General features: G+C 69.6%; 18 protein-coding genes. 6 read left to right on the top strand and 12 right to left on the bottom strand.

The features are described 5' to 3' along the window. Positions 1–9 precede the first annotated feature (9 nt). The 8 genes from ABIE65_RS17470 to ABIE65_RS17435 all read right to left on the bottom strand — a co-directional run bounded on the left by ABIE65_RS17470 (position 10) and on the right by ABIE65_RS17435 (position 6833). Positions 10–486 carry a YbgC/FadM family acyl-CoA thioesterase gene (locus ABIE65_RS17470; protein WP_354079404.1) on the bottom strand — a complete coding sequence of 159 codons (477 nt, stop codon included), beginning with the start codon at positions 484–486 and terminating at the stop codon, positions 10–12. Continuing rightward, positions 483–1535 carry a Holliday junction branch migration DNA helicase RuvB gene (gene ruvB / locus ABIE65_RS17465; RefSeq protein ID WP_354079402.1) on the bottom strand — a complete coding sequence of 351 codons (1053 nt, stop codon included), beginning with the start codon at positions 1533–1535 and terminating at the stop codon, positions 483–485. The genes ABIE65_RS17470 and ruvB overlap by 4 nt, the downstream gene beginning before the upstream one ends. Beyond that, positions 1532–2143: a Holliday junction branch migration protein RuvA gene (ruvA, locus tag ABIE65_RS17460; RefSeq protein WP_354079401.1), complete on the bottom strand. Its 612-nt coding sequence runs from the start codon at positions 2141–2143 to the stop codon at positions 1532–1534. The genes ruvB and ruvA overlap by 4 nt, the downstream gene beginning before the upstream one ends. Beyond that, positions 2140–2652: a crossover junction endodeoxyribonuclease RuvC gene (gene ruvC, locus ABIE65_RS17455; RefSeq protein ID WP_354079400.1), complete on the bottom strand. Its 513-nt coding sequence runs from the start codon at positions 2650–2652 to the stop codon at positions 2140–2142. Before ruvC ends, ruvA begins: the two co-directional genes overlap by 4 nt. 55 nt (positions 2653–2707) lie before the next feature. Beyond that, the gene (locus ABIE65_RS17450) at positions 2708–3460 is read right to left on the bottom strand and encodes a YebC/PmpR family DNA-binding transcriptional regulator (RefSeq protein WP_354079399.1); all 753 of its coding nucleotides are present in this window, start codon (positions 3458–3460) and stop codon (positions 2708–2710) included. Between the two features lie 130 nt (positions 3461–3590). Then, positions 3591–4958, bottom strand: a complete 1368-nt coding sequence (locus ABIE65_RS17445) for an adenylate/guanylate cyclase domain-containing protein (RefSeq protein WP_354079398.1) — start codon at positions 4956–4958, stop codon at positions 3591–3593. Positions 4959–5042: 84 nt separating this feature from the next. Beyond that, positions 5043–5897, bottom strand: coding sequence for a class I SAM-dependent methyltransferase (locus ABIE65_RS17440; protein ID WP_354079397.1), 855 nt, complete (start codon positions 5895–5897; stop codon positions 5043–5045). 99 nt (positions 5898–5996) lie between these two features. Next, the gene (locus tag ABIE65_RS17435) at positions 5997–6833 is read right to left on the bottom strand and encodes an MBL fold metallo-hydrolase (protein WP_354079396.1); all 837 of its coding nucleotides are present in this window, start codon (positions 6831–6833) and stop codon (positions 5997–5999) included. Positions 6834–6931: 98 nt separating this feature from the next. Between ABIE65_RS17435 and ABIE65_RS17430 the strand changes: the two genes are divergently transcribed. Next, the gene (locus ABIE65_RS17430; protein ID WP_354079394.1) at positions 6932–8158 is read left to right on the top strand and encodes an MFS transporter; all 1227 of its coding nucleotides are present in this window, start codon (positions 6932–6934) and stop codon (positions 8156–8158) included. On the opposite strand, the gene ABIE65_RS17425 is transcribed toward ABIE65_RS17430, so the two are convergent. Then, a complete protein-coding gene (locus tag ABIE65_RS17425) occupies positions 8140–8829 on the bottom strand; it encodes a response regulator transcription factor (RefSeq protein ID WP_354079393.1) in 690 nt (229 codons plus the stop codon). The two genes, ABIE65_RS17430 and ABIE65_RS17425, sit on opposite strands and share 19 nt — an antisense overlap. 242 nt (positions 8830–9071) lie before the next feature. Between ABIE65_RS17425 and ABIE65_RS17420 the strand changes: the two genes are divergently transcribed. The 4 genes from ABIE65_RS17420 to ABIE65_RS17405 all read left to right on the top strand — a co-directional run bounded on the left by ABIE65_RS17420 (position 9072) and on the right by ABIE65_RS17405 (position 12254). Beyond that, positions 9072–10286 carry an ABC transporter substrate-binding protein gene (locus ABIE65_RS17420; protein WP_502918544.1) on the top strand — a complete coding sequence of 405 codons (1215 nt, stop codon included), beginning with the start codon at positions 9072–9074 and terminating at the stop codon, positions 10284–10286. Positions 10287–10385: 99 nt separating this feature from the next. Further along, positions 10386–11411, top strand: coding sequence for a fatty acid desaturase family protein (locus ABIE65_RS17415; protein ID WP_354079392.1), 1026 nt, complete (start codon positions 10386–10388; stop codon positions 11409–11411). A gap of 328 nt (positions 11412–11739) precedes the next feature. Continuing rightward, positions 11740–11910: a hypothetical protein gene (locus ABIE65_RS17410; RefSeq protein ID WP_354079391.1), complete on the top strand. Its 171-nt coding sequence runs from the start codon at positions 11740–11742 to the stop codon at positions 11908–11910. A gap of 107 nt (positions 11911–12017) precedes the next feature. After that, on the top strand, positions 12018–12254 hold the full coding sequence (locus ABIE65_RS17405; RefSeq protein WP_354079390.1) for a hypothetical protein: 237 nt from the start codon (positions 12018–12020) through the stop codon (positions 12252–12254). Between the two features lie 27 nt (positions 12255–12281). Here ABIE65_RS17405 and ABIE65_RS17400 read toward each other — a convergent pair whose 3' ends face one another. Both ABIE65_RS17400 and ABIE65_RS17395 read right to left on the bottom strand, forming a co-directional pair. After that, positions 12282–13622, bottom strand: coding sequence for a 4Fe-4S dicluster domain-containing protein (locus ABIE65_RS17400; RefSeq protein ID WP_354079388.1), 1341 nt, complete (start codon positions 13620–13622; stop codon positions 12282–12284). Positions 13623–13696: 74 nt separating this feature from the next. Continuing rightward, the gene (locus ABIE65_RS17395; RefSeq protein WP_354079387.1) at positions 13697–14764 is read right to left on the bottom strand and encodes a YihY/virulence factor BrkB family protein; all 1068 of its coding nucleotides are present in this window, start codon (positions 14762–14764) and stop codon (positions 13697–13699) included. Positions 14765–14896: 132 nt separating this feature from the next. Between ABIE65_RS17395 and ABIE65_RS17390 the strand changes: the two genes are divergently transcribed. Next, positions 14897–16018 (top strand): hypothetical protein, encoded by a 1122-nt coding sequence (locus tag ABIE65_RS17390; RefSeq protein ID WP_354079386.1) that lies wholly within the window; start codon positions 14897–14899, stop codon positions 16016–16018. On the opposite strand, the gene arfB is transcribed toward ABIE65_RS17390, so the two are convergent. After that, on the bottom strand, positions 16019–16438 hold the full coding sequence (gene arfB, locus ABIE65_RS17385) for an alternative ribosome rescue aminoacyl-tRNA hydrolase ArfB (protein WP_354079476.1): 420 nt from the start codon (positions 16436–16438) through the stop codon (positions 16019–16021). It abuts the gene before it with no gap. Between the last annotated feature and the right edge of the window lie 17 nt (positions 16439–16455).

Raw genomic sequence — 16455 nt, 5'->3', positions numbered from 1 at the left:
TCGCAATGGTCAGGTTGAACGTTCCGTGAGCGCGACAAGTGCCGTCCGAATCGGCCGCGGCAGCCGCGCCGGCCGCCCGTCCGCGCCGATGGCGGCCAGGAGGATCTCGATCCGAGCGATGTCGGTGCCGTCGCGCCGCACGGTCTGTTCGGCCAGCAGGCTCGCCGCCCGCACGTCGAGCATCCGCGAATGCACCTCCACCGCGTCGTCGAGGCGCGCCGGCGCGATATAGTCGACGGTGCATCGGCGCGCAACGAAGGCCAGCCCGTAATGCGACATGGTCAGTTCGTCGTCGCCGCCGGACACCAGCCGCATCATCTCGGTCCGCGCCCGCTCGGCGAACCGCAGATAGTTGGCATGATAGACGATCCCGCCGGCATCGGTGTCCTCGTAGTAGATCCGGACGGGCAGGACATGCACCTTTCCGGCCACACGGCCGGTCGGCGGATGCTGCGCCGCCGGCGCTTCCTGTGGCGGCGCGCTCACGGCTCGTCCCCGGTGCCGAACAGTTCGGCCTGGCGGCCGGTGCCCTCGGGCATCGGCAGGCCGAGATAGCCGTAGCCCGATGGCGACAGCATGCGGCCGCGCGGCGTGCGCTGGACCAGCGCCTGCTGGATCAGGAAGGGCTCGATGACTTCCTCCAGTACGTCGCGCTGCTCGGCGAGGGTGGCGGCGAGGGCCTCGACGCCGACGGGACCGCCGAGATAGTGGGTCGCCAGGCATTGCAGGTAGCGCCGGTCCATCGCGTCGAGGCCGCGGTCGTCCACCTCCAGCCGCAGCAGCGCCGCGTCGGCCACGGCGCGGTCGATCTCGCTGCGCTCGGCCATCGCGGCGAAGTCGCGGACGCGGCGCAGCAGGCGGCCGGCGACGCGCGGCGTGCCGCGGGCGCGACGGGCGATCTCGCGGGCGCCGTCGCGGGTGAGCGCCATGCCGAGCATCCGCGCGCCGCGCGCGACGATGCCGGTCAGTTCCTCCACCGTGTAGAACTGCAGACGCAGCGGAATCCCGAAACGCTCGCGCAGCGGCGTCGTGACGAGGCCGGCGCGCGTCGTAGCCGCAACGAGCGTGAAGGGCGGGAGGTCGATGCGGATGGCGCGCGCCGCCGGCCCCTCGCCGATGATCAGGTCGAGCTGGAAGTCCTCCATCGCGGGATAGAGCACCTCCTCTACGGCGGGACTGAGGCGGTGTATCTCGTCGATGAACAGGACGTCGCGCGGCTGCAGGTTCGTCAGCAGCGCCGCGAGGTCGCCGGCGCGCAGGATCACCGGCCCGGAGGTGGCGCGGAAGCCGACGCCCAGTTCCCGGGCGACAATCTGCGCCAGCGTCGTCTTGCCCAGGCCGGGCGGGCCGACGAGCAGGACATGGTCGAGCGCCTCGGCGCGGCCGCGGGCGGCGCCGATGAAGATCTTCAGGTTGTCGCGGACGAGTTCCTGGCCGACGAACTCGTCGAGCGTCTGGGGCCGAAGGGCCGCATCGGCGGTGTCGCCGGGGGCGAGGTTGCCGTCGACCGGGCGGGTATCGATGTCGTCGCTCAACCGGCCAACTCCCGCAGGCCGGCTTTCACCAGCGCCTCGACCGTGGCGCCGTCGCCGATCGACTGCGACGCGCGCGCCACGGCGCCGAACGCTTCGACGCGGGCGAAGCCGAGGTTGACCAGTGCGGAGACGGCATCCTCGCTGGCGGGCGGCGGCGTCGCCGGCCGCACCTTGGTGCCGGTCGGCCGGGCCACCGGCGCCGCTATGGCGCCCACCCTGTCGCGCAGTTCGGAGACGATGCGGCCGGCGAGCTTCGGTCCGACCCCGTCCGCCATCGTCAGGCGCTTCTTGTCCTCGGCGGCGATGGCGAGGGTGAGTTCGTCCGGGGAGAGCACGGTCAGGATCGCCTGCGCCACGCGGCCGCCGACGCCCTGGACGGTCGTCAGCAGGCGGAACCAGTCGCGCTCGGTGCCGTCCCAGAAGCCGTAGAGGGTGATCTCGCCTTCGCGGAAGCGCGTCTCGACCAGGAGGCTGACCGGGCCGGCGGAGGACTGCAGGCGCCCCAGCGTGCGGCCGGAGCAGTGGACGAGCCAGCCGACGCCGGCACAGTCAATGACCGCCCAGTCCTCGCCGGCGGAGTCGAAGCTGCCGGTCAGCTTGCCGATCATCGGCCCGCCTGCACGACCGCGAAGTCCTGCCAACGGCGCGTGGTGCCGCCGTGATGCGCGTGGCAGATGGCGACCGCCAGGGCGTCCGCCGCATCGGCCCCCGCCGGCACGATTCCGGGCAGCAGGCGGCCGACCATCATCTCGACCTGGTGCTTCTCGGCGCTGCCGGTGCCGACGAGGGCCTTCTTCACGAACTTCGCCGCATATTCCGCGACGGGCAGGTTCGCCGTGGCCGGTGCGAGCAGGGCGATGCCGCGGGCCAATCCCAGCTTCAGCGTGGAGGAGGGGTTCTTGTTGACGAAGGTCTCCTCGACCGCGGCCTCGTCGGGAGCATGCCGCTCGATCACCGCCATCAGGCCGTCGAACAGCTGGCGCAGGCGCTCCGCCGTCGGCAGGGTCGGATCCGAGCGCACCACGCCGTCGGCGACGTGCCGAAGGCGGTTGCCCACCGACTCGATCACGCCCCAGCCGGTGTTCTGCAGCCCCGGGTCGACGCCGAGTATGCGCATGCACCAGACCCCCGTTTGCCGTTCCGTCCGCGATGTCGGCTCCCCGCTCCGTCGGTCAGCTCGCCAGCCGCTGCATCGTCTCTTCCGAGATGTCGAAGTTCGCCACGACGGACTGGACGTCGTCGTTGTCGTCGAGCATCTCGAGAAGCTTGAACAGCGTCTCCGCCGTTTCGTCCGCGACGGGAACGGTGGTCTGCGGCCGCCAGACGAGCTTGGCGCTCTCGGGCGAGCCGAACTTCTGTTCCAGGGCGTCGGCGACCTGGTGCAAGTCCTCGACCGCGGTCGTGATCTCGTGGCCGTCCTCGGAGGAGACGACGTCCTGGGCCCCCGCCTCCAGGGCCGCCTCGAAGATGTCGTCCGCACCGGCGGCCGCCGCCGGGTAGGCGATGGCGCCGACCCGGTCGAACATGAAGGCGACCGAGTTGGTCTCGCCCAGCGCACCGCCGAATCGGCTGAAGGCCGAACGGACTTCGGCGGCGGTGCGGTTGCGGTTGTCGGTCAGCGCCTCGACGATCACGGCCACGCCCGACGGGCCGTAGCCCTCGTAGCGGACCTCGGAATAGTCGGCCGCGTCGCCGTCGGCGCCGGAGGCCTTCTTGATCGCCCGGTCGATCCGGTCGCGCGGCATGTTCGCCTGCTTCGCGGCGGCGATGGCCGCGCGCAGGCGCGGGTTGCCGGCGGGATCCGGCGCACCCTGACGCGCCGCCACCTCGATCTCGCGACCGAGCCGGGTGAAGATCTTGGCGCGCTTCGCATCCTGCGCGCCCTTGCGGTGCATAATGTTCTTGAACTGTGAGTGACCGGCCATGATCGTCCCGGTGATTTCGATTGCTGGCGAATTCTACCGCATGTAGTGGCCGGTGCGCCCCTTTTCACAGAGTCTAGCACGACCGGTGTGGCGGAATTCCGGCGACAAGTAGCGGTTCGCGCGTTGCTTCTCAAGCCGGCGCTTCGTGCGCGGCGACAATGACGGCGAGATCGACGGGCGTGGCGACGCCGGCGACGGTGCGGCCGGGGCGGATCTCGCAGGGCGATCGGGGGGCGTAACCCTGGCGGAGGGCTTCGGCATGCGCCGCCGCGGTCGCCAGGGCGCGGGTCCCTTCGGTCTTGTTCGCCTGCTCGATCTTGGCGGCGAGATTCACGGCGTCGCCGATGACCGTGTACTCCAGTCGCGACTGATCGCCGACGGCGCCGAAGATGATGGTCCCGTGCGCCGCGCCGGCATGGATGACGAGCGCCGGCCGGCCTGCGGCGGCGCGCTCGTCGTTCCAGGCGTCGGCGGCGCGCATGGCCGCATCCATGGCACGCATGGCGTCGGCGGCGTGGGTCGCGCTGGGCCGGGAGGCGCCGAAGGTCGACATGATGCCGTCTCCCAGGAACTTGTCGATGCTCCCCCCGTGCGCCTGCAGCACCGGAACGAGCCGCGCCTGATAGTCGGCGAGGAGGCGCATCACGTCCGACGGCGGCATCGTGGCGGCGAGAGAGGTGAAGCCGCGCACGTCGAAGAACACCATGGTCGCCTCGCGCAGCTCGCCGTGGCCGGCGCGGGCGGTCCGTTCGGCGCCCCGGATCCGACCCACCACCTCGGGCGCGAAGAAGCGGGAGAGGTCGCGTGCCGCGGTTTCCTCGGCAACGGCACGCTCGAGGATGTGCCGGGCGCGCCTGATCGCGAGCGCCAGAATGCCGGCCACCATGAGGATCGACACGATCTTGTCGAACTCGGCGCCGAGCAGGATGACGTTGGCGGTCATGTAGTGGACGTAGTCGCGGGTGATCGCTTCCGGCGCGCGCAGGATCGCGTAGGCCACCATCCCGACCCAGCCGAGGGCGGCGAGGCCGCCCGCCAGGAGGACGTAGAGCGCCTGGAACCGGAGCGCGCGCAGGGCGATGAAGATGAAGAGGTACAGGACCGTCGGCACCTTCAGATAGAAGGCCGCCGGCTGCATGTACTGGATGTGGAAGCTCCAGATCAGGGCGAGCAGCAGGGCCACGTCGACCGCCACGGAGAGCGCCAGGAACCAGGGGGCCAGCCGCGTTCGATAGGCCGTCGCCAGCCGGAGCAGGGTGAATCCGGCATAGGCGCCGAGCACCCACGGGACCGGGCGGAAGGGCGCATCCGGCGCGAAGGTCTTCGGCGAGATGAAGTAGAGGAGGCCGAAAGCTGCGACGACGCCGAACTGCACCCAGCCGATCAGGATCTCGCTCCGATCCTGTTCCGCCTGGATTGCCGCCTGGACGCGGGCCGGCAACCGGTGCCGAGGCCGGCCCGGCGGCGCGCGGAAGCGAAGCGGTCTGAGCTTCGTCATGGTCCCCAGGCTAGCCGTTTCCGCCGCACCGAGGGCTCATTTTCGCGTGACGGCATTCACCGGCGGCAAAGCTGCACGCGGCTTTCACCGCCGCCGCAGCCAAAGGCTCGTTTCCCAGGCCCCGTCGGGCAGCGGCAGGCGCGCCAGGATAGAGCGGTCGATCCGCGCGGCGAGGCGCGTCGCGGTCCAGCGGCTGGCGAACAGCAGTTCGAAGGCGCCATGCGCCAGCAGCGGGCCGATCGCGTTCTGCTCGTTATAGCCGCGCCATCCCCAGGCTGCAGGATAGCCGTCGGGCAGGAAGACGTCGTGCACGTGCAGCAGGGCGCCGGTGGGGAGACGGGGGACGACGCGGTTCAGAAGCAGGTCGACGTCGCTGCCGGCCACGAGAAGGTGGCTGGAATCGACGAACAGCACGTCGCGTGCGCCGAACCGGAAGATCTCGTCAGCGCCGTCGAGTGCCTGCTGCAGCGTACCGCGCCGTAGGTCCAGCCCCAGGCCGTCGATCGCGGCGCGCGGCGCGGGGTCGATGGCGACGATCTGCGTGTGCAGGCCGGCGTCTGCGACGGCACGGGCCATGAATCGGGTGGAATGGCCGCTCCCTACCTCCACGATCCGCTCGGGTAGGTGGCGGCGGATCAGTGCATAGGCGGCCGCCGCATCGAGTCGCGGAAACCAGTCCTGGTCCCACCGGGGCGCGGGTGGCGGCGCGACGCCGATCGCGGTCAGCGCCGCGGCGTGTGCGTCGATCTCGTCGAGCAGGCCGAGGAACGCCGGCTCCGCCGCCCGGAACAGCGACTCCAGTTCGGGATAGTGCTGCGGCGGAACGGTCGACGCTGCATAGCGGTAGGGGAGGAAGAAGCCGCGCGGCCGGCGGCCGAGGAGCGTGGCCAGCCCGAATCGCAGCGTGCGCAGCCGCGCTCGCGCGCCGTCGCCCGTCACAGTTTCGGGCCCGTCACAGTTTCGGGCCCGTCACAGTTTCGGGCCCGTCACAGTTTCGGGCCCGTCACAGTTTCGGGCCCGTCACAGTTTTCAGGGCCTTCACAGCTTCAGGACCATGCCCTCGCGCGCGACCAGCGAGCCGGGCCGCATCGCTTCCATCTCCGCCGCGAGCGCGTCGAGCGCCTCGTCGGTGCGCTCCGGGTCGTGGTGGAACGTCACCAGCTTCCCCACCCCGGCGGCATTGCAGAGTCGCACGCCCTCCTGCCAGGTGGAATGGCCCCAGCCGGCATAGCGCTCGTGCTCGGCGTCGGTGAAGGTCGCGTCGTAGATGACGATGTCCGCGCCGCGGATCAGGTCGAGGATCTCGGCGTTCGGCTTGCCTGGCACGTGGTTGGTGTCCGTGACATAGCAGGCCGACCGGCCGCCGAATTCGACGCGGTAGCCGGTGGCACCATCGGGATGGTCGAGCGGCGCGGTCCGCACCGTGATCCCCGGCCGCGGGGTGAGGGTCTCCCCGGCGCCGAAGTCGCAATAGTCGATCTGCGCCTTGAATATCTCGACGGGGACGGGGAAGAGCGGCGAGCGCATCATCAGCCGCAGCACGTCGCACACGTTCGACCCGTGCGGCATGAGGTGCCCGGCCCACACGCGGAAGCGCGACTTCGCATCGAAGGCGGGCGCGAAGAATGGGATGCCGATGATGTGGTCGAAATGCGTGTGGGTCAGGAACAGGTCGCCGTCGAGCGGACCCTCCGCCGCGAGTGCCTTGCCGTGCGGCCGCAACCCCGTGCCGCCGTCGAAGGTCAGCACGTGGGAGCCGCAGCGCATCTCGACGCACGCGGTATTCCCGCCGTAGCGTGCCGTCTCGGGACCGGGGCAGGCGATGCTTCCGCGCACACCCCAGAATCGCACGAGGAACTCCGAACCGTCGGTCAAGCGAACCCCATCAAGTCGTGCCGCCCTACCTGCTTAGCGGGCGACAGCTATACAACGCATTAAAAATGGGCACGATGTCGAGGGGGAAAGATCACAACATGGTGCGTGCACGAACTGATTGGACGGGTGTGGCATTCGGCGTCTGGCTGGGCGTCCTTGCCGCCTATCATCAGTTCAAGGTTCCTGCCGCAATGCCGCTGCTGCTGGAACGGTTCCAATACGACCATGTGCTGGCGGGCGGCTTCATGTCGGTCTATGCGGTCGCGGGCCTGTTGTTCTCGCTGCGGATCGGCCGTTCGATGCAGCGCCACGGCTCGGGCCGCTATCTCGCTGCCGCCTTTCTGCTGTTCGGCGCCGGCAGCTTCGCGATGCTGCTCTGGCCGGAGAACGGCTGGCTCGTGCTGGCCGGGCGTACGCTCGAGGGCGTCGGCTTCATCGTGCTGGCGATCCTGTGCTCGCTCTACGCCAATCTCAGCGTCGGCGCCCGACACCTGGCGCTCGCTGCCGCCCTGGTCGCCACCTGGATTCCCCTGGGGCAGCTGCTCGCCAGCCTGAGCGCGCCGGTCTTCCTCGCGCGCGGCCTGTGGGAGCCGCTGTGGTGGCTGGGCATCGCGCTCACCGGTGCGACGGCGGCGTGGGCCCTGGCCCTCGGCCGGACACGCCGGAGCCTGTTCGGGCCGGGGCCGCAGACCGGCGGCGCCGAGGCCGCGCCACCCTCGCCGCGCGAGACGCGCTGCCTGCGTCTCGCCGCGGCCACCTTCATGCTCTGGTCGGCGGAAATGTTCGCCTTCCTGACGTGGATGCCGCAGTTCCTGGTCGACGAGGAGGGACTGGCCCCGGCGGTGGCGGTGCTGGTCTATGCGGTGCCGCTGCTGGTGCTGGTCGGCGGCAATTTCGCCGGGGGATCGGCGCTGCGGCGCGGCGTGCCGTTGCCGACGCTGCTCTTCGTCGTCCTGCTCGTGCAGGCGCTGTTCTGGCTGTGGGTGCCCTTCGCCGGGAATGGGCCGGGATCGATGGCAGTCCTGCTCGTCTACGCCTTCGTCGCCGGGGTCACGCCCACCTGCCTGTTCGGCGCGCCCGCGGCGATCCTGGGCACGGCGCGGGCGGGTGGCGGCGCCTTCGGTCTGCTGCACATGGGGCGGTCGCTGGGCGTGCTGGTCGGGCCCGTGCTGATGGCGGAGGCGTTCAAGCAGCTGGGCTCGTGGAGCGCGACGGCGCCGCTGTTCGCGCTGATCGGACTGGCGGGGACGGCGACGGCCGTGGCGCTGGCACTGCAACTGCGGGCACAACCCGCCGCTGCGGCGCGTCAGGGCAGCAGCTTGTAGCCGCCCTGCTCGGTGACCAGCATCTCGGCGCGGGCGGGATCGCGCTCGATCTTCTGGCGCAGGCGGTAGACGTGCGTCTCCAGCGTGTGGGTCGTGACCTCGGGATGATAGCCCCAGACCTCGTGCAGCAGCGTCTCGCGCGGCACGACGCGGCGTCCCGCGCGGTAGAGATATTTCAGGATCGCCGCCTCCTTCTCGGTCAGGCGGATCTTCGCGCCGTTCTCGCCGCGTGACAGCGTCTTGGCGCTCGGCCGGAAGCTGTACGGGCCGATGGCGAAGACGGCGTCTTCGCTCTGCTCGTGCTGGCGCAGATGGGCGCGCAGCCGGGCGAGCAGGATGTTCATGCGAAACGGCTTCGTGATGTAGTCGTTCGCGCCGGCATCGAGGCCGAGGATGGTATCGGCGTCGCCCGCGGCGCCGGTCAGCATCAGTACGGGCGCGGTGACGCCGCTTCGGCGCATCACCCGGCAGACCTCGCGACCGTCCATGTCCGGCAGGCCGACGTCGAGGAGGATCGCATCGAAATGATCGCTCCGCACGGCCGCCAGGGCGTCCGCTCCCGTCGGGACTTGGACGGTGATGAACTCCTCGTGCAGCTGCAACTGCTCGGCGAGGGACGCACGTAGCGCGTCGTCGTCGTCCACGAGGAGGATCTTTCTGCTGGTACTCATCCGCGTCTCCGGACCCGAATGGTGCCGCCCGACACGGAGCGGAACACCCATAACCTATATCATGCGAGCGGGCAGGTAACGGTGCATGCGCGCAAGCTTATTGATACGAAGCGCGGCTTCGCTCGGATCATAAACGACGCAAATGCGGCATAGGTCACGCAGCGGCTGGCCGTTGTACCGGATGCCGTATTATGCTCCATCTGAGCATATGCGCCCGACCGGGCGCCCTCGGGGAGATTCACATGTTGCGCATCCTGGCCGCCTGCGGTGCGGCGATGGCCACGCTGGCGCTGGTCGTTCCGGCCGCCGTTCCCGTTGCCATGGCGGCTGATCCGATCCGCATCGGCGACATGAACAGCTACACCAGCCTGCCGGCCTTCTCGATCCCCTATCGCAAGGGGTGGCAACTCGCCGTGGAGGAGATCAACGCCGCCGGCGGCGTGCTCGGACGGCCGATGGAGGTCGTCTCGCGCGACGACGGCGGCAAGCCGGCGGACGCGGTGACGGTGGCCAACGAACTGGTGTCGCGCGAGCGGGTCGAGGTGCTGGCCGGCACGCTGCTGAGCCATGTCGGCCTCGCGGTCGCTGACTTCGCCAACCAGCGCCGGATCGTCTTCATCGCCGCCGAGCCGTTGACCGACGCGCTCGCCTGGTCGAAGGGCAATCCCTACACCTTCCGCCTGCGGCCCGGCACCTATGTGCAGGCGGCGATGCTGGCCGAACAGGCGGCGAAGCTGCCGGCGAAGCGCTGGGCGACGGTGGCGCCGAACTACGAGTACGGCAAGTCGGCGGTCGAGGCCTTCAAGGCGCTGCTCAAGGAGCGCCGGCCGGACGTCGAGTTCATCGGCGAGCAGTGGCCGGCGCTGTTCAAGATCGACGCCGGGGCCACGACCCAGGCGCTGGCGCGGCTGGAGCCGGACGCGATCTTCAACGTCCTGTTCGGCAGCGACTTGGCGCAGTTCGTCCGCGAGGGCCAGACGCGCGGCCTGTTCGAGGGCCGCCCGGTCGCCAGCGTCCTGTCCGGCGAACCGGAATGGATCGACCCGCTGAAGGACGAGGCGCCGAAGGGCTGGATCGTCACGGGCTATCCCTGGTACGCCCTCGAGACGCCGGAGCACCAGGTGTTCCGCAAGGCCTACATGGACAAGTTCGACGACTATCCGCGGCTCGGCTCGGTGGTCGGCTACGCGACCTTGAAGCTGATCGCCAAGGCGGTCGAGAAGGCCGGCGGTACCGACCCCGAAAAGCTCGCCGCCGCGCTGCGGGGGCTCGAACTCGACACGCCGCTCGGCCCGATCGAGATGCGTGCCGCCGACCAGCAGAGCACGATGGGTACCTTCGTCGGCACGCTGACGGTCGGCGACGGCATGCCGCGGATGGTCGACTGGCAGTATCACGACGGCAAGGAATACCTGCCGTCCGAGGAAGAAGCGAAGAAGCTCCGCCCCGACAGCTGAAGACGGAGCCTCAGATATCCTGTTGCAGATTTGCGAAACTGTCGGGAGCCGTGGCGAATGTGATTTGCCGCCGGTCCGCCGCAGAGCAATCTCTACCTCATGCAAACGCCCCAAGCCGCAGACTTCCGCGCGCTGAAACTGGCCACCGGCCCGTATCAGCGCGCATCCACCCTGCGCAGCATAGGCCAGCTCGCAACCTCGTTCGGGCCGTTCGTCGCGATCTGCGCATTCCTCTATGCGATGCCGGACCTGCCGCTCTGGGTCGCGGCGCCGCTGTGGGGCGTCGCGGCGGCCTTCGTTGTACGGATCTTCATCATCCAGCATGATTGCGGCCACGGCTCCTTCTTCGCCTCGGCGCGCGCCAACCGGCTGACCGGTGCGGTGTGCAGCCTCGTCACCTTCACGCCCTATGCGGCCTGGCGGCGGCAGCATGCGGGGCACCACGCCAACTGGAACAATCTCGACCGGCGGACCAGCGGCGCCGACATCTACTCCGACTGCCTGACCGTGACCGAGTACCGCGCGCTGTCGCGCATGGAACGGTTCAAGTATCGGCTGCTGCGCCATCCGGCGGTGTCGCTGCTGCTGATTCCGCCGCTCGTCTTCCTGCTGCTCTACCGGGTGCCGTTCGACACGCCGAAGGCGTGGCGCAAGGAGCGGCGCAGCGTCTATCTGACGGACCTCGCGGTGGCGGCTCTGATCCTCGTTCTGGGATTCTTCCTCGGTTTCGAGCGCGTGCTCATGGTTCAGCTGCCGATCATCTGCATCGCCGCGGTCATCGGCGTGTGGCTGTTCTCCGTCCAGCATCGCTTCGAGCACACGCTGTGGGCGCGGGCGACGGACTGGTCCTACGGCGAAGCCTCGATCGCCGGCAGCTCGCATCTCCGGCTGCCGCGCCTGCTGCGCTGGCTGACGGGCAATATCGGGCTGCACCACGTGCATCATCTGAACCCGCGCATTCCGAACTATCGCCTGCAGGAATGCCACGACACGCTGGCGGACCTGCAGCGCGCGCCGGAGCTGAGCTTCTGGGAGGCGGTCGCCGGCTCGCGCTACGCGCTGTGGGACGAGGACCTGAAGCGGATGGTCTCGTTCCGGGCGGCGGGGCGGCCGATCTCGCCCTGAGACTTCGGGGCGGAATGCCGCTTACTTGCCGCGATCGACCTCGCTTGCCGCGATCGACCTCGGCGAGATCGAACTGGGCCACGTCGTAGGCGCCGAGCGACCTCCAGTTCATCCAGGCGAGGTGCGGATGGCGCGTGAGTTCCAGGTCGTGCCGCACCCGCGCCGTCAGCGCCGCGAGCCCCGTCGTCCCATCCATCTTCCTCCATCCGGTAGACCAGCCGCCGGACACGCGGCATCTTCCGTGCCAGAGATCGGGAGCGTGCGAGCATAGCCCGGAACGGCGGATGGAAAGATGCGCAAGATCGGCGTGATCGGCAGGCTGAGCTAGGTGTCGACGGCGGACTATTACCGCCGGCTGAACCTGATGACGCAGGAGCGCCTCGGCTGTACCGAGATCCCGCTCCTCGTCCGTCCCGGCGACACGGACCTGCCGACCTTCTCGACGACCGAGATCCACTGCCGGGCGGCCGTAGAGATGGCGCTGGCATCGGGAGCGTGACGGAGCGGCCCCACTGCGTTCCGCTCGGGGTCTGCCCGTCGGATTGCCTTGCTGCCGCCGCAGGGCGCGGTTAGCGTCCGAGGATCGTCTCCCGCAAGGAACAGGATATGCGAACGGCTTCTGCTCTGACGGTTGCGCTGCTGGCGCTGGCGGGGTGCAGCAGCGCGCCGCCCAAGGCGCTGACGCCCACACCGACCGGCATCAGCTACATATACGAGGGCGACCAGCTGGAGACGGCGACCGATGCCGCCACGCGCCACTGCGCCTCCCAGGGACGGGCGGCGCAGCTTCGGCATGTGGGCAAGCAGGACGGGCAGCACGTTGCCGTGTTCAGCTGCGACTGACGGCGGTCGTCGGCGGCCGCCTGGAGATCAGGCGCCTGCCACCGGCGCCGGTTTTGCTGGTGAACCGCTGAACATGTCGAGTGCCACCACTTCGCGGACGGTGTCCAGGTCGAGGCGGTGTGCCGCGATCAGGTCCGCCGTGTCGGCGATGACGGCGTCTACGTCCTTCATGAGCGCGAGGCGCTTGTAGAGGTCGGGGATGTGCAGCCCCATGCTCTCGCCGATCAGCTCCATGAAGTTCAGGAGCTCGAATTCCACCTGGGGCTGGAACTGAACGAGCTCGCGGTGGCAGCCGTGGAAGATCGAGGCGAAGGTCGTGACGCCGGCGGCGGCGGCGGCCTCGAACTCGCGACGGCGGAGATCGGCCTTGAACGCGGGCAGGATCGACAGGTGGCTCGCCTGGGTGCTGACCACGGGCACGTCGAGGTCGACCACCTCGAGCTCCGGAATGGCGCCGAGCAGTGTCTTCACCGCGGCGGTCACCCGTGGCAGGGCGGCACGTTCCTGCAGCGCGACCCGCTTGCGCACCGGATGCTTCAGGAGCGGACGCAGGTCGTCGAGGCGATCGGCGAAGAACTCGGTGATCGGGCTGAGGTCGAACGGCGTCGCGCCATATGAGTCCTTGTAGGCGGGCAGCGCCACTTCGCCGATCTGGATCTGGCAGCTCGGGCACCAGGACACGACCTTCGACGCGCCGGGGCGGCTGAGGCGTTCGATCGTGTTGTAGCCGACACGACCGGCCGTCTTGCCGTCGCCCTGTTTGAACTGCTGGATGCCGCAGCAGGTCGGCACGCCGCCCATCACCTCGTAACTGACCTTCAGGGCATCGAGCGTGTCGAGGACGAGCAGCGCGATGTGCGGGGTCTTGATGACATTGCAGCCCGTGTAGAAGACAATGTCGGGCGGCGTGGCGGAATATTCTCCGGCCGGCTTTACCGGCGGATTGATCTTCTCGATCACCTCGGGCGCCAGCTGCAGACGCGAGATAACCCGCGTGCTGCGGCTCATGGTGCCGAAGAACGCGTGCGCGTCGCGTCGGACGACCGCCTCGCCCTGCTTTGCCCGCGAGGCGATGCGCGCCATGTTGACCAGCAGGCGCGGGTTCACGCCATAGTCGCAGGCCGTCATGCAGCGGCCGCTGTTGGTGCAGACCTGTGCCCAGCGTTCCGCGTCGGGCGTCCCTTCGCCCCCGGCCAGGAGGTCGAGCATCCCCTCCACGATCGCCGGCCCGTCGGCCGGGTTCAGCCCTGCCGGTTCGACCATCGGACAGGCCTCGACACATTTTCCGCATCGCGTGCAGGCGTCGGACATGCTCGCGATCTGGCCGTTGACGGCGTCCAGGAATGCCGTGCCGGGTGAGTCCGTCATGCTGGTCTCCGCCGTGATCGCGGTTGCCTTTGCACAAGACTATCGCAATGCGGCAGGCGGTCCAGGCCTTGGCGTCAGGAGCGCTCGCCGACGGTGTCCGCCACATAGGCGCCGCGGCGGCCCAGCGCCTCCTCCGGCGGGTCGGTGGTGTCGCGGACCGTCTGATGCTCCATCTCGGCGTTCAACTCGGCGCCGATCAGCACGATGTAGGCGGTGAGGTAGAACCACATCAGCAGGATCACCACGGCACCGAGCGTGCCGTAGGTTTCGTTGTAGCTGCCGAAATTGCTGACGTACCAGGAGAAGCCGGCCGAGGCGGCGAGCCAGGTCGCGGTGGCGAGCACGGAGCCCCAGCTGACCCAGCGCCACCGGGGGCGGCTGCGGCAGGGGGCGTAGCGATAGAAGGCAGCCAACGCGACCATGACGAGGACGGCGAGTGCCGGCCAGCGCAGGAAGCCCACCACGGCCTCTGCCGTCGCGCCCAGGCCGACGAAGGCGAATACGGTGGGAAGCACGACGATCGCGCCCAGGCTGACCAGCAGGAAGAGGATCGCACCAACCGTCAGGGCGAGCGCCACGACGTTGTACCAGAGGAAGCTGCGCCTCTCGGTCTCGTCGTAGGCGAGGGTCAGCCCGGCCATCAATGCCTTGACCGCGCTCGCCGCACTCCAGATCGCGAAGCCGAGCGTGAGCGCGGCGCCGAAGCCGAGGGCCGTGCTGGAACTCTCCGCGACGGCGCGCACTTGGCCCTCGACGATGCTCTGCGCTTCGCCGGGCATCACCGATCCGAGTGCGATCAGATGCTGCTCGATGGTCCCGACGTCGGCCACCATGCCATAGATCGAGACGGTGGCGGCGATCGCAGGGAAGAGCGAGAGCAGGCAATAGAAGGCGACGCCGGCCGCGAGCACCCAGAGATTGTCGTCGAAAGTCTCGTTGTAGACGCGCATGACCACGTCCCGCCAGCCGCGTGCGCTGATCTGGCTGGGCGCATCGGCCCGGCGTCCGCGCCCTGTCTCGTGCGCTGCTGCAGGCAGAGCGTCGCCGTCCTGCGGGCGGTCGTGGCGGCCACCGCGGCTCGCCGCGAAGACGTAGGTGCTCCCGGCGAGGAGCAGCAGTTTGGCGATCGTCCCGATAGTCACTGGCGGATCCGGCTGGTCTATGTCCTCGCGGCGCAACGCCGGGGACGGGCAGCCGGTTCCGCCGCCATCGCCTTGCGAAGGATCGAGGGTGCTGCAACTCTGCATCGTCGAGGCACGCGGACGGAGCGGAGGATGAGCGGCGACGACGCGGAATCCGACGGAGGCGAGGGACTGGCGTCGGCGATCGAGGCGCTGGTGCCGCCGCTGCTGGATGCACTGGATGCGCTCCGCTTCGCGGCGCGGCATCTCCATCCGCTGCATCTCGCGTCCGTTGCGGCAGCTGTTGCGCGGACGGACGCCCCCGTGCGCGATGCTCTCGCGGGACTGCATGCCCCGCGCTGGCCGGCGCGGCTGCACTGGCTGCGTACTGGCCTGGAGCGTGCGGCGGGCGCGACTGTCCGCGGGCTTGAGGGGCTGCGTGTCGCGGGCGAGACGGGTGATACCGGGTCGGCGTGGCGAAGCCTGCGCTACTACGCCGAAGCCTGCGACGCGCTCTGGCCGCTCGTTCGCGTCTCCCCGGTCGTGAGTCGGTTCTTCCTCGACGATGCCGGCCGTGGCGACGAGGCGTTGCTCGACCGGATCGATGGAGCGGAGGCGACAGGCGGCGGTGCCGAGGTCCTGCACGTCGACAATGTCCGCGGCACGCGCGGCGGCTATTCTCTGTTCCTGCCGGCCGTGGCGGACGGTGCGGCGCCGGCGCCGTTGGTGGTGGCGCTGCACGGCGGCCGGGGGCACGGCAGCGTCTTCCTGTGGAACTGGCTGCCGGCCGCGCGGGCGGCGGGGTGCATCCTCGTCGCGCCGACAGCGACCGGCGCCACCTGGGCGCTGCAGGGGGCGGACGCGGACACGCCGAACCTGCTGCGCATCCTCGGCGAGGTCCGCGTCCGCCGGCCGTTCGATGGGCGCCGCGTGCTGCTGACCGGCATGAGCGACGGCGGCACCTTCTGCTGGGTGACCGGGTTGCAGGGCGGGACGCCGTTCACGCACCTGGCGCCCTTCTCCGCCAGCTTCCATCCGCTGCTGGTCGAGTTCGCCGATGCGCAGCGCCTGCGTGGGTTGCCGGTGCATATCGTGCACGGGGCGCAGGACTGGATGTTTCCGCCGGAGGTGGCGCACGGTGCCGCCGAGGCGCTCCGCCGCGCCGGCGCCGACGTCGTGCATCGCGAGATCGCCGACCTGCCGCACTGTTTCGCGACGGATCAGACCGGACCGGTCCTGCGCTGGTTCCTCGGTGGGGCCGTCTCGGCCCGATAATCAGTCGGTCGGCGGGTTCCGCCGCATCCCCTTGACCGTCGCGCGCTTCGCCTTGCCCTCGAGCCGTCGCTTCTTCGAGCCGAGTGTCGGGCGGGTCGGCCGGCGCGGCGTCGGCGGGATCGCGGCGCGCCGGATGAGGTCGAAGAGGCGCTCCCGGGCATCGTCGCGGTTACGTTCGAGGCTGCGGAAGCGCTGGGCGCCGATGATCAGCACGCCGTCCTGGGTAAGCCGCTGGCCTGCCAGCCGTTCCAGGCGCGCCCGGACTGCTTCGGGCAGGTTGGGCGAGCGGCGCACGTCGAAGCGCAACTGTACCGCCGTCGACACCTTGTTCACGTTCTGCCCACCTGGGCCCGAGGCGCGGACGAACGCCTCTTCAATTTCGGCGTCGTCGATCACGATGCCGTGGCCGACCATTATCATCGCCATTCCGCTCCCGC

The sequence above is a fragment of the Constrictibacter sp. MBR-5 genome (assembly GCF_040549485.1).
GTDB lineage: Bacteria > Pseudomonadota > Alphaproteobacteria > JAJUGE01 > JAJUGE01 > Constrictibacter.
Note: the sequence above shows the minus strand (reverse complement) of the source record. Positions and strands in the feature narration are given on the sequence as shown.

Excerpts from the sequence above, each read along its gene's own strand:
- ABIE65_RS17430 (WP_354079394.1), top strand. The coding sequence starts at position 6,932 with ATGGTGCGTGCACGAACTGATTGGACGGGTGTGGCATTCGGCGTCTGG.
- ruvA (WP_354079401.1), bottom strand. The coding sequence starts at position 2,143 with ATGATCGGCAAGCTGACCGGCAGCTTCGACTCCGCCGGCGAGGACTGG.
- ABIE65_RS17450 (WP_354079399.1), bottom strand. The coding sequence starts at position 3,460 with ATGGCCGGTCACTCACAGTTCAAGAACATTATGCACCGCAAGGGCGCG.
- ABIE65_RS17400 (WP_354079388.1), bottom strand. The coding sequence starts at position 13,622 with ATGACGGACTCACCCGGCACGGCATTCCTGGACGCCGTCAACGGCCAG.
- ABIE65_RS17425 (WP_354079393.1), bottom strand. The coding sequence starts at position 8,829 with ATGAGTACCAGCAGAAAGATCCTCCTCGTGGACGACGACGACGCGCTA.
- ABIE65_RS17405 (WP_354079390.1), top strand. The coding sequence starts at position 12,018 with ATGCGAACGGCTTCTGCTCTGACGGTTGCGCTGCTGGCGCTGGCGGGG.
- ABIE65_RS17415 (WP_354079392.1), top strand. The coding sequence starts at position 10,386 with ATGCAAACGCCCCAAGCCGCAGACTTCCGCGCGCTGAAACTGGCCACC.
- ruvC (WP_354079400.1), bottom strand. The coding sequence starts at position 2,652 with ATGCGCATACTCGGCGTCGACCCGGGGCTGCAGAACACCGGCTGGGGC.
- ABIE65_RS17445 (WP_354079398.1), bottom strand. The coding sequence starts at position 4,958 with ATGACGAAGCTCAGACCGCTTCGCTTCCGCGCGCCGCCGGGCCGGCCT.
- arfB (WP_354079476.1), bottom strand. The coding sequence starts at position 16,438 with ATGATAATGGTCGGCCACGGCATCGTGATCGACGACGCCGAAATTGAA.
- ABIE65_RS17420 (WP_502918544.1), top strand. The coding sequence starts at position 9,072 with ATGTTGCGCATCCTGGCCGCCTGCGGTGCGGCGATGGCCACGCTGGCG.
- ABIE65_RS17390 (WP_354079386.1), top strand. The coding sequence starts at position 14,897 with ATGAGCGGCGACGACGCGGAATCCGACGGAGGCGAGGGACTGGCGTCG.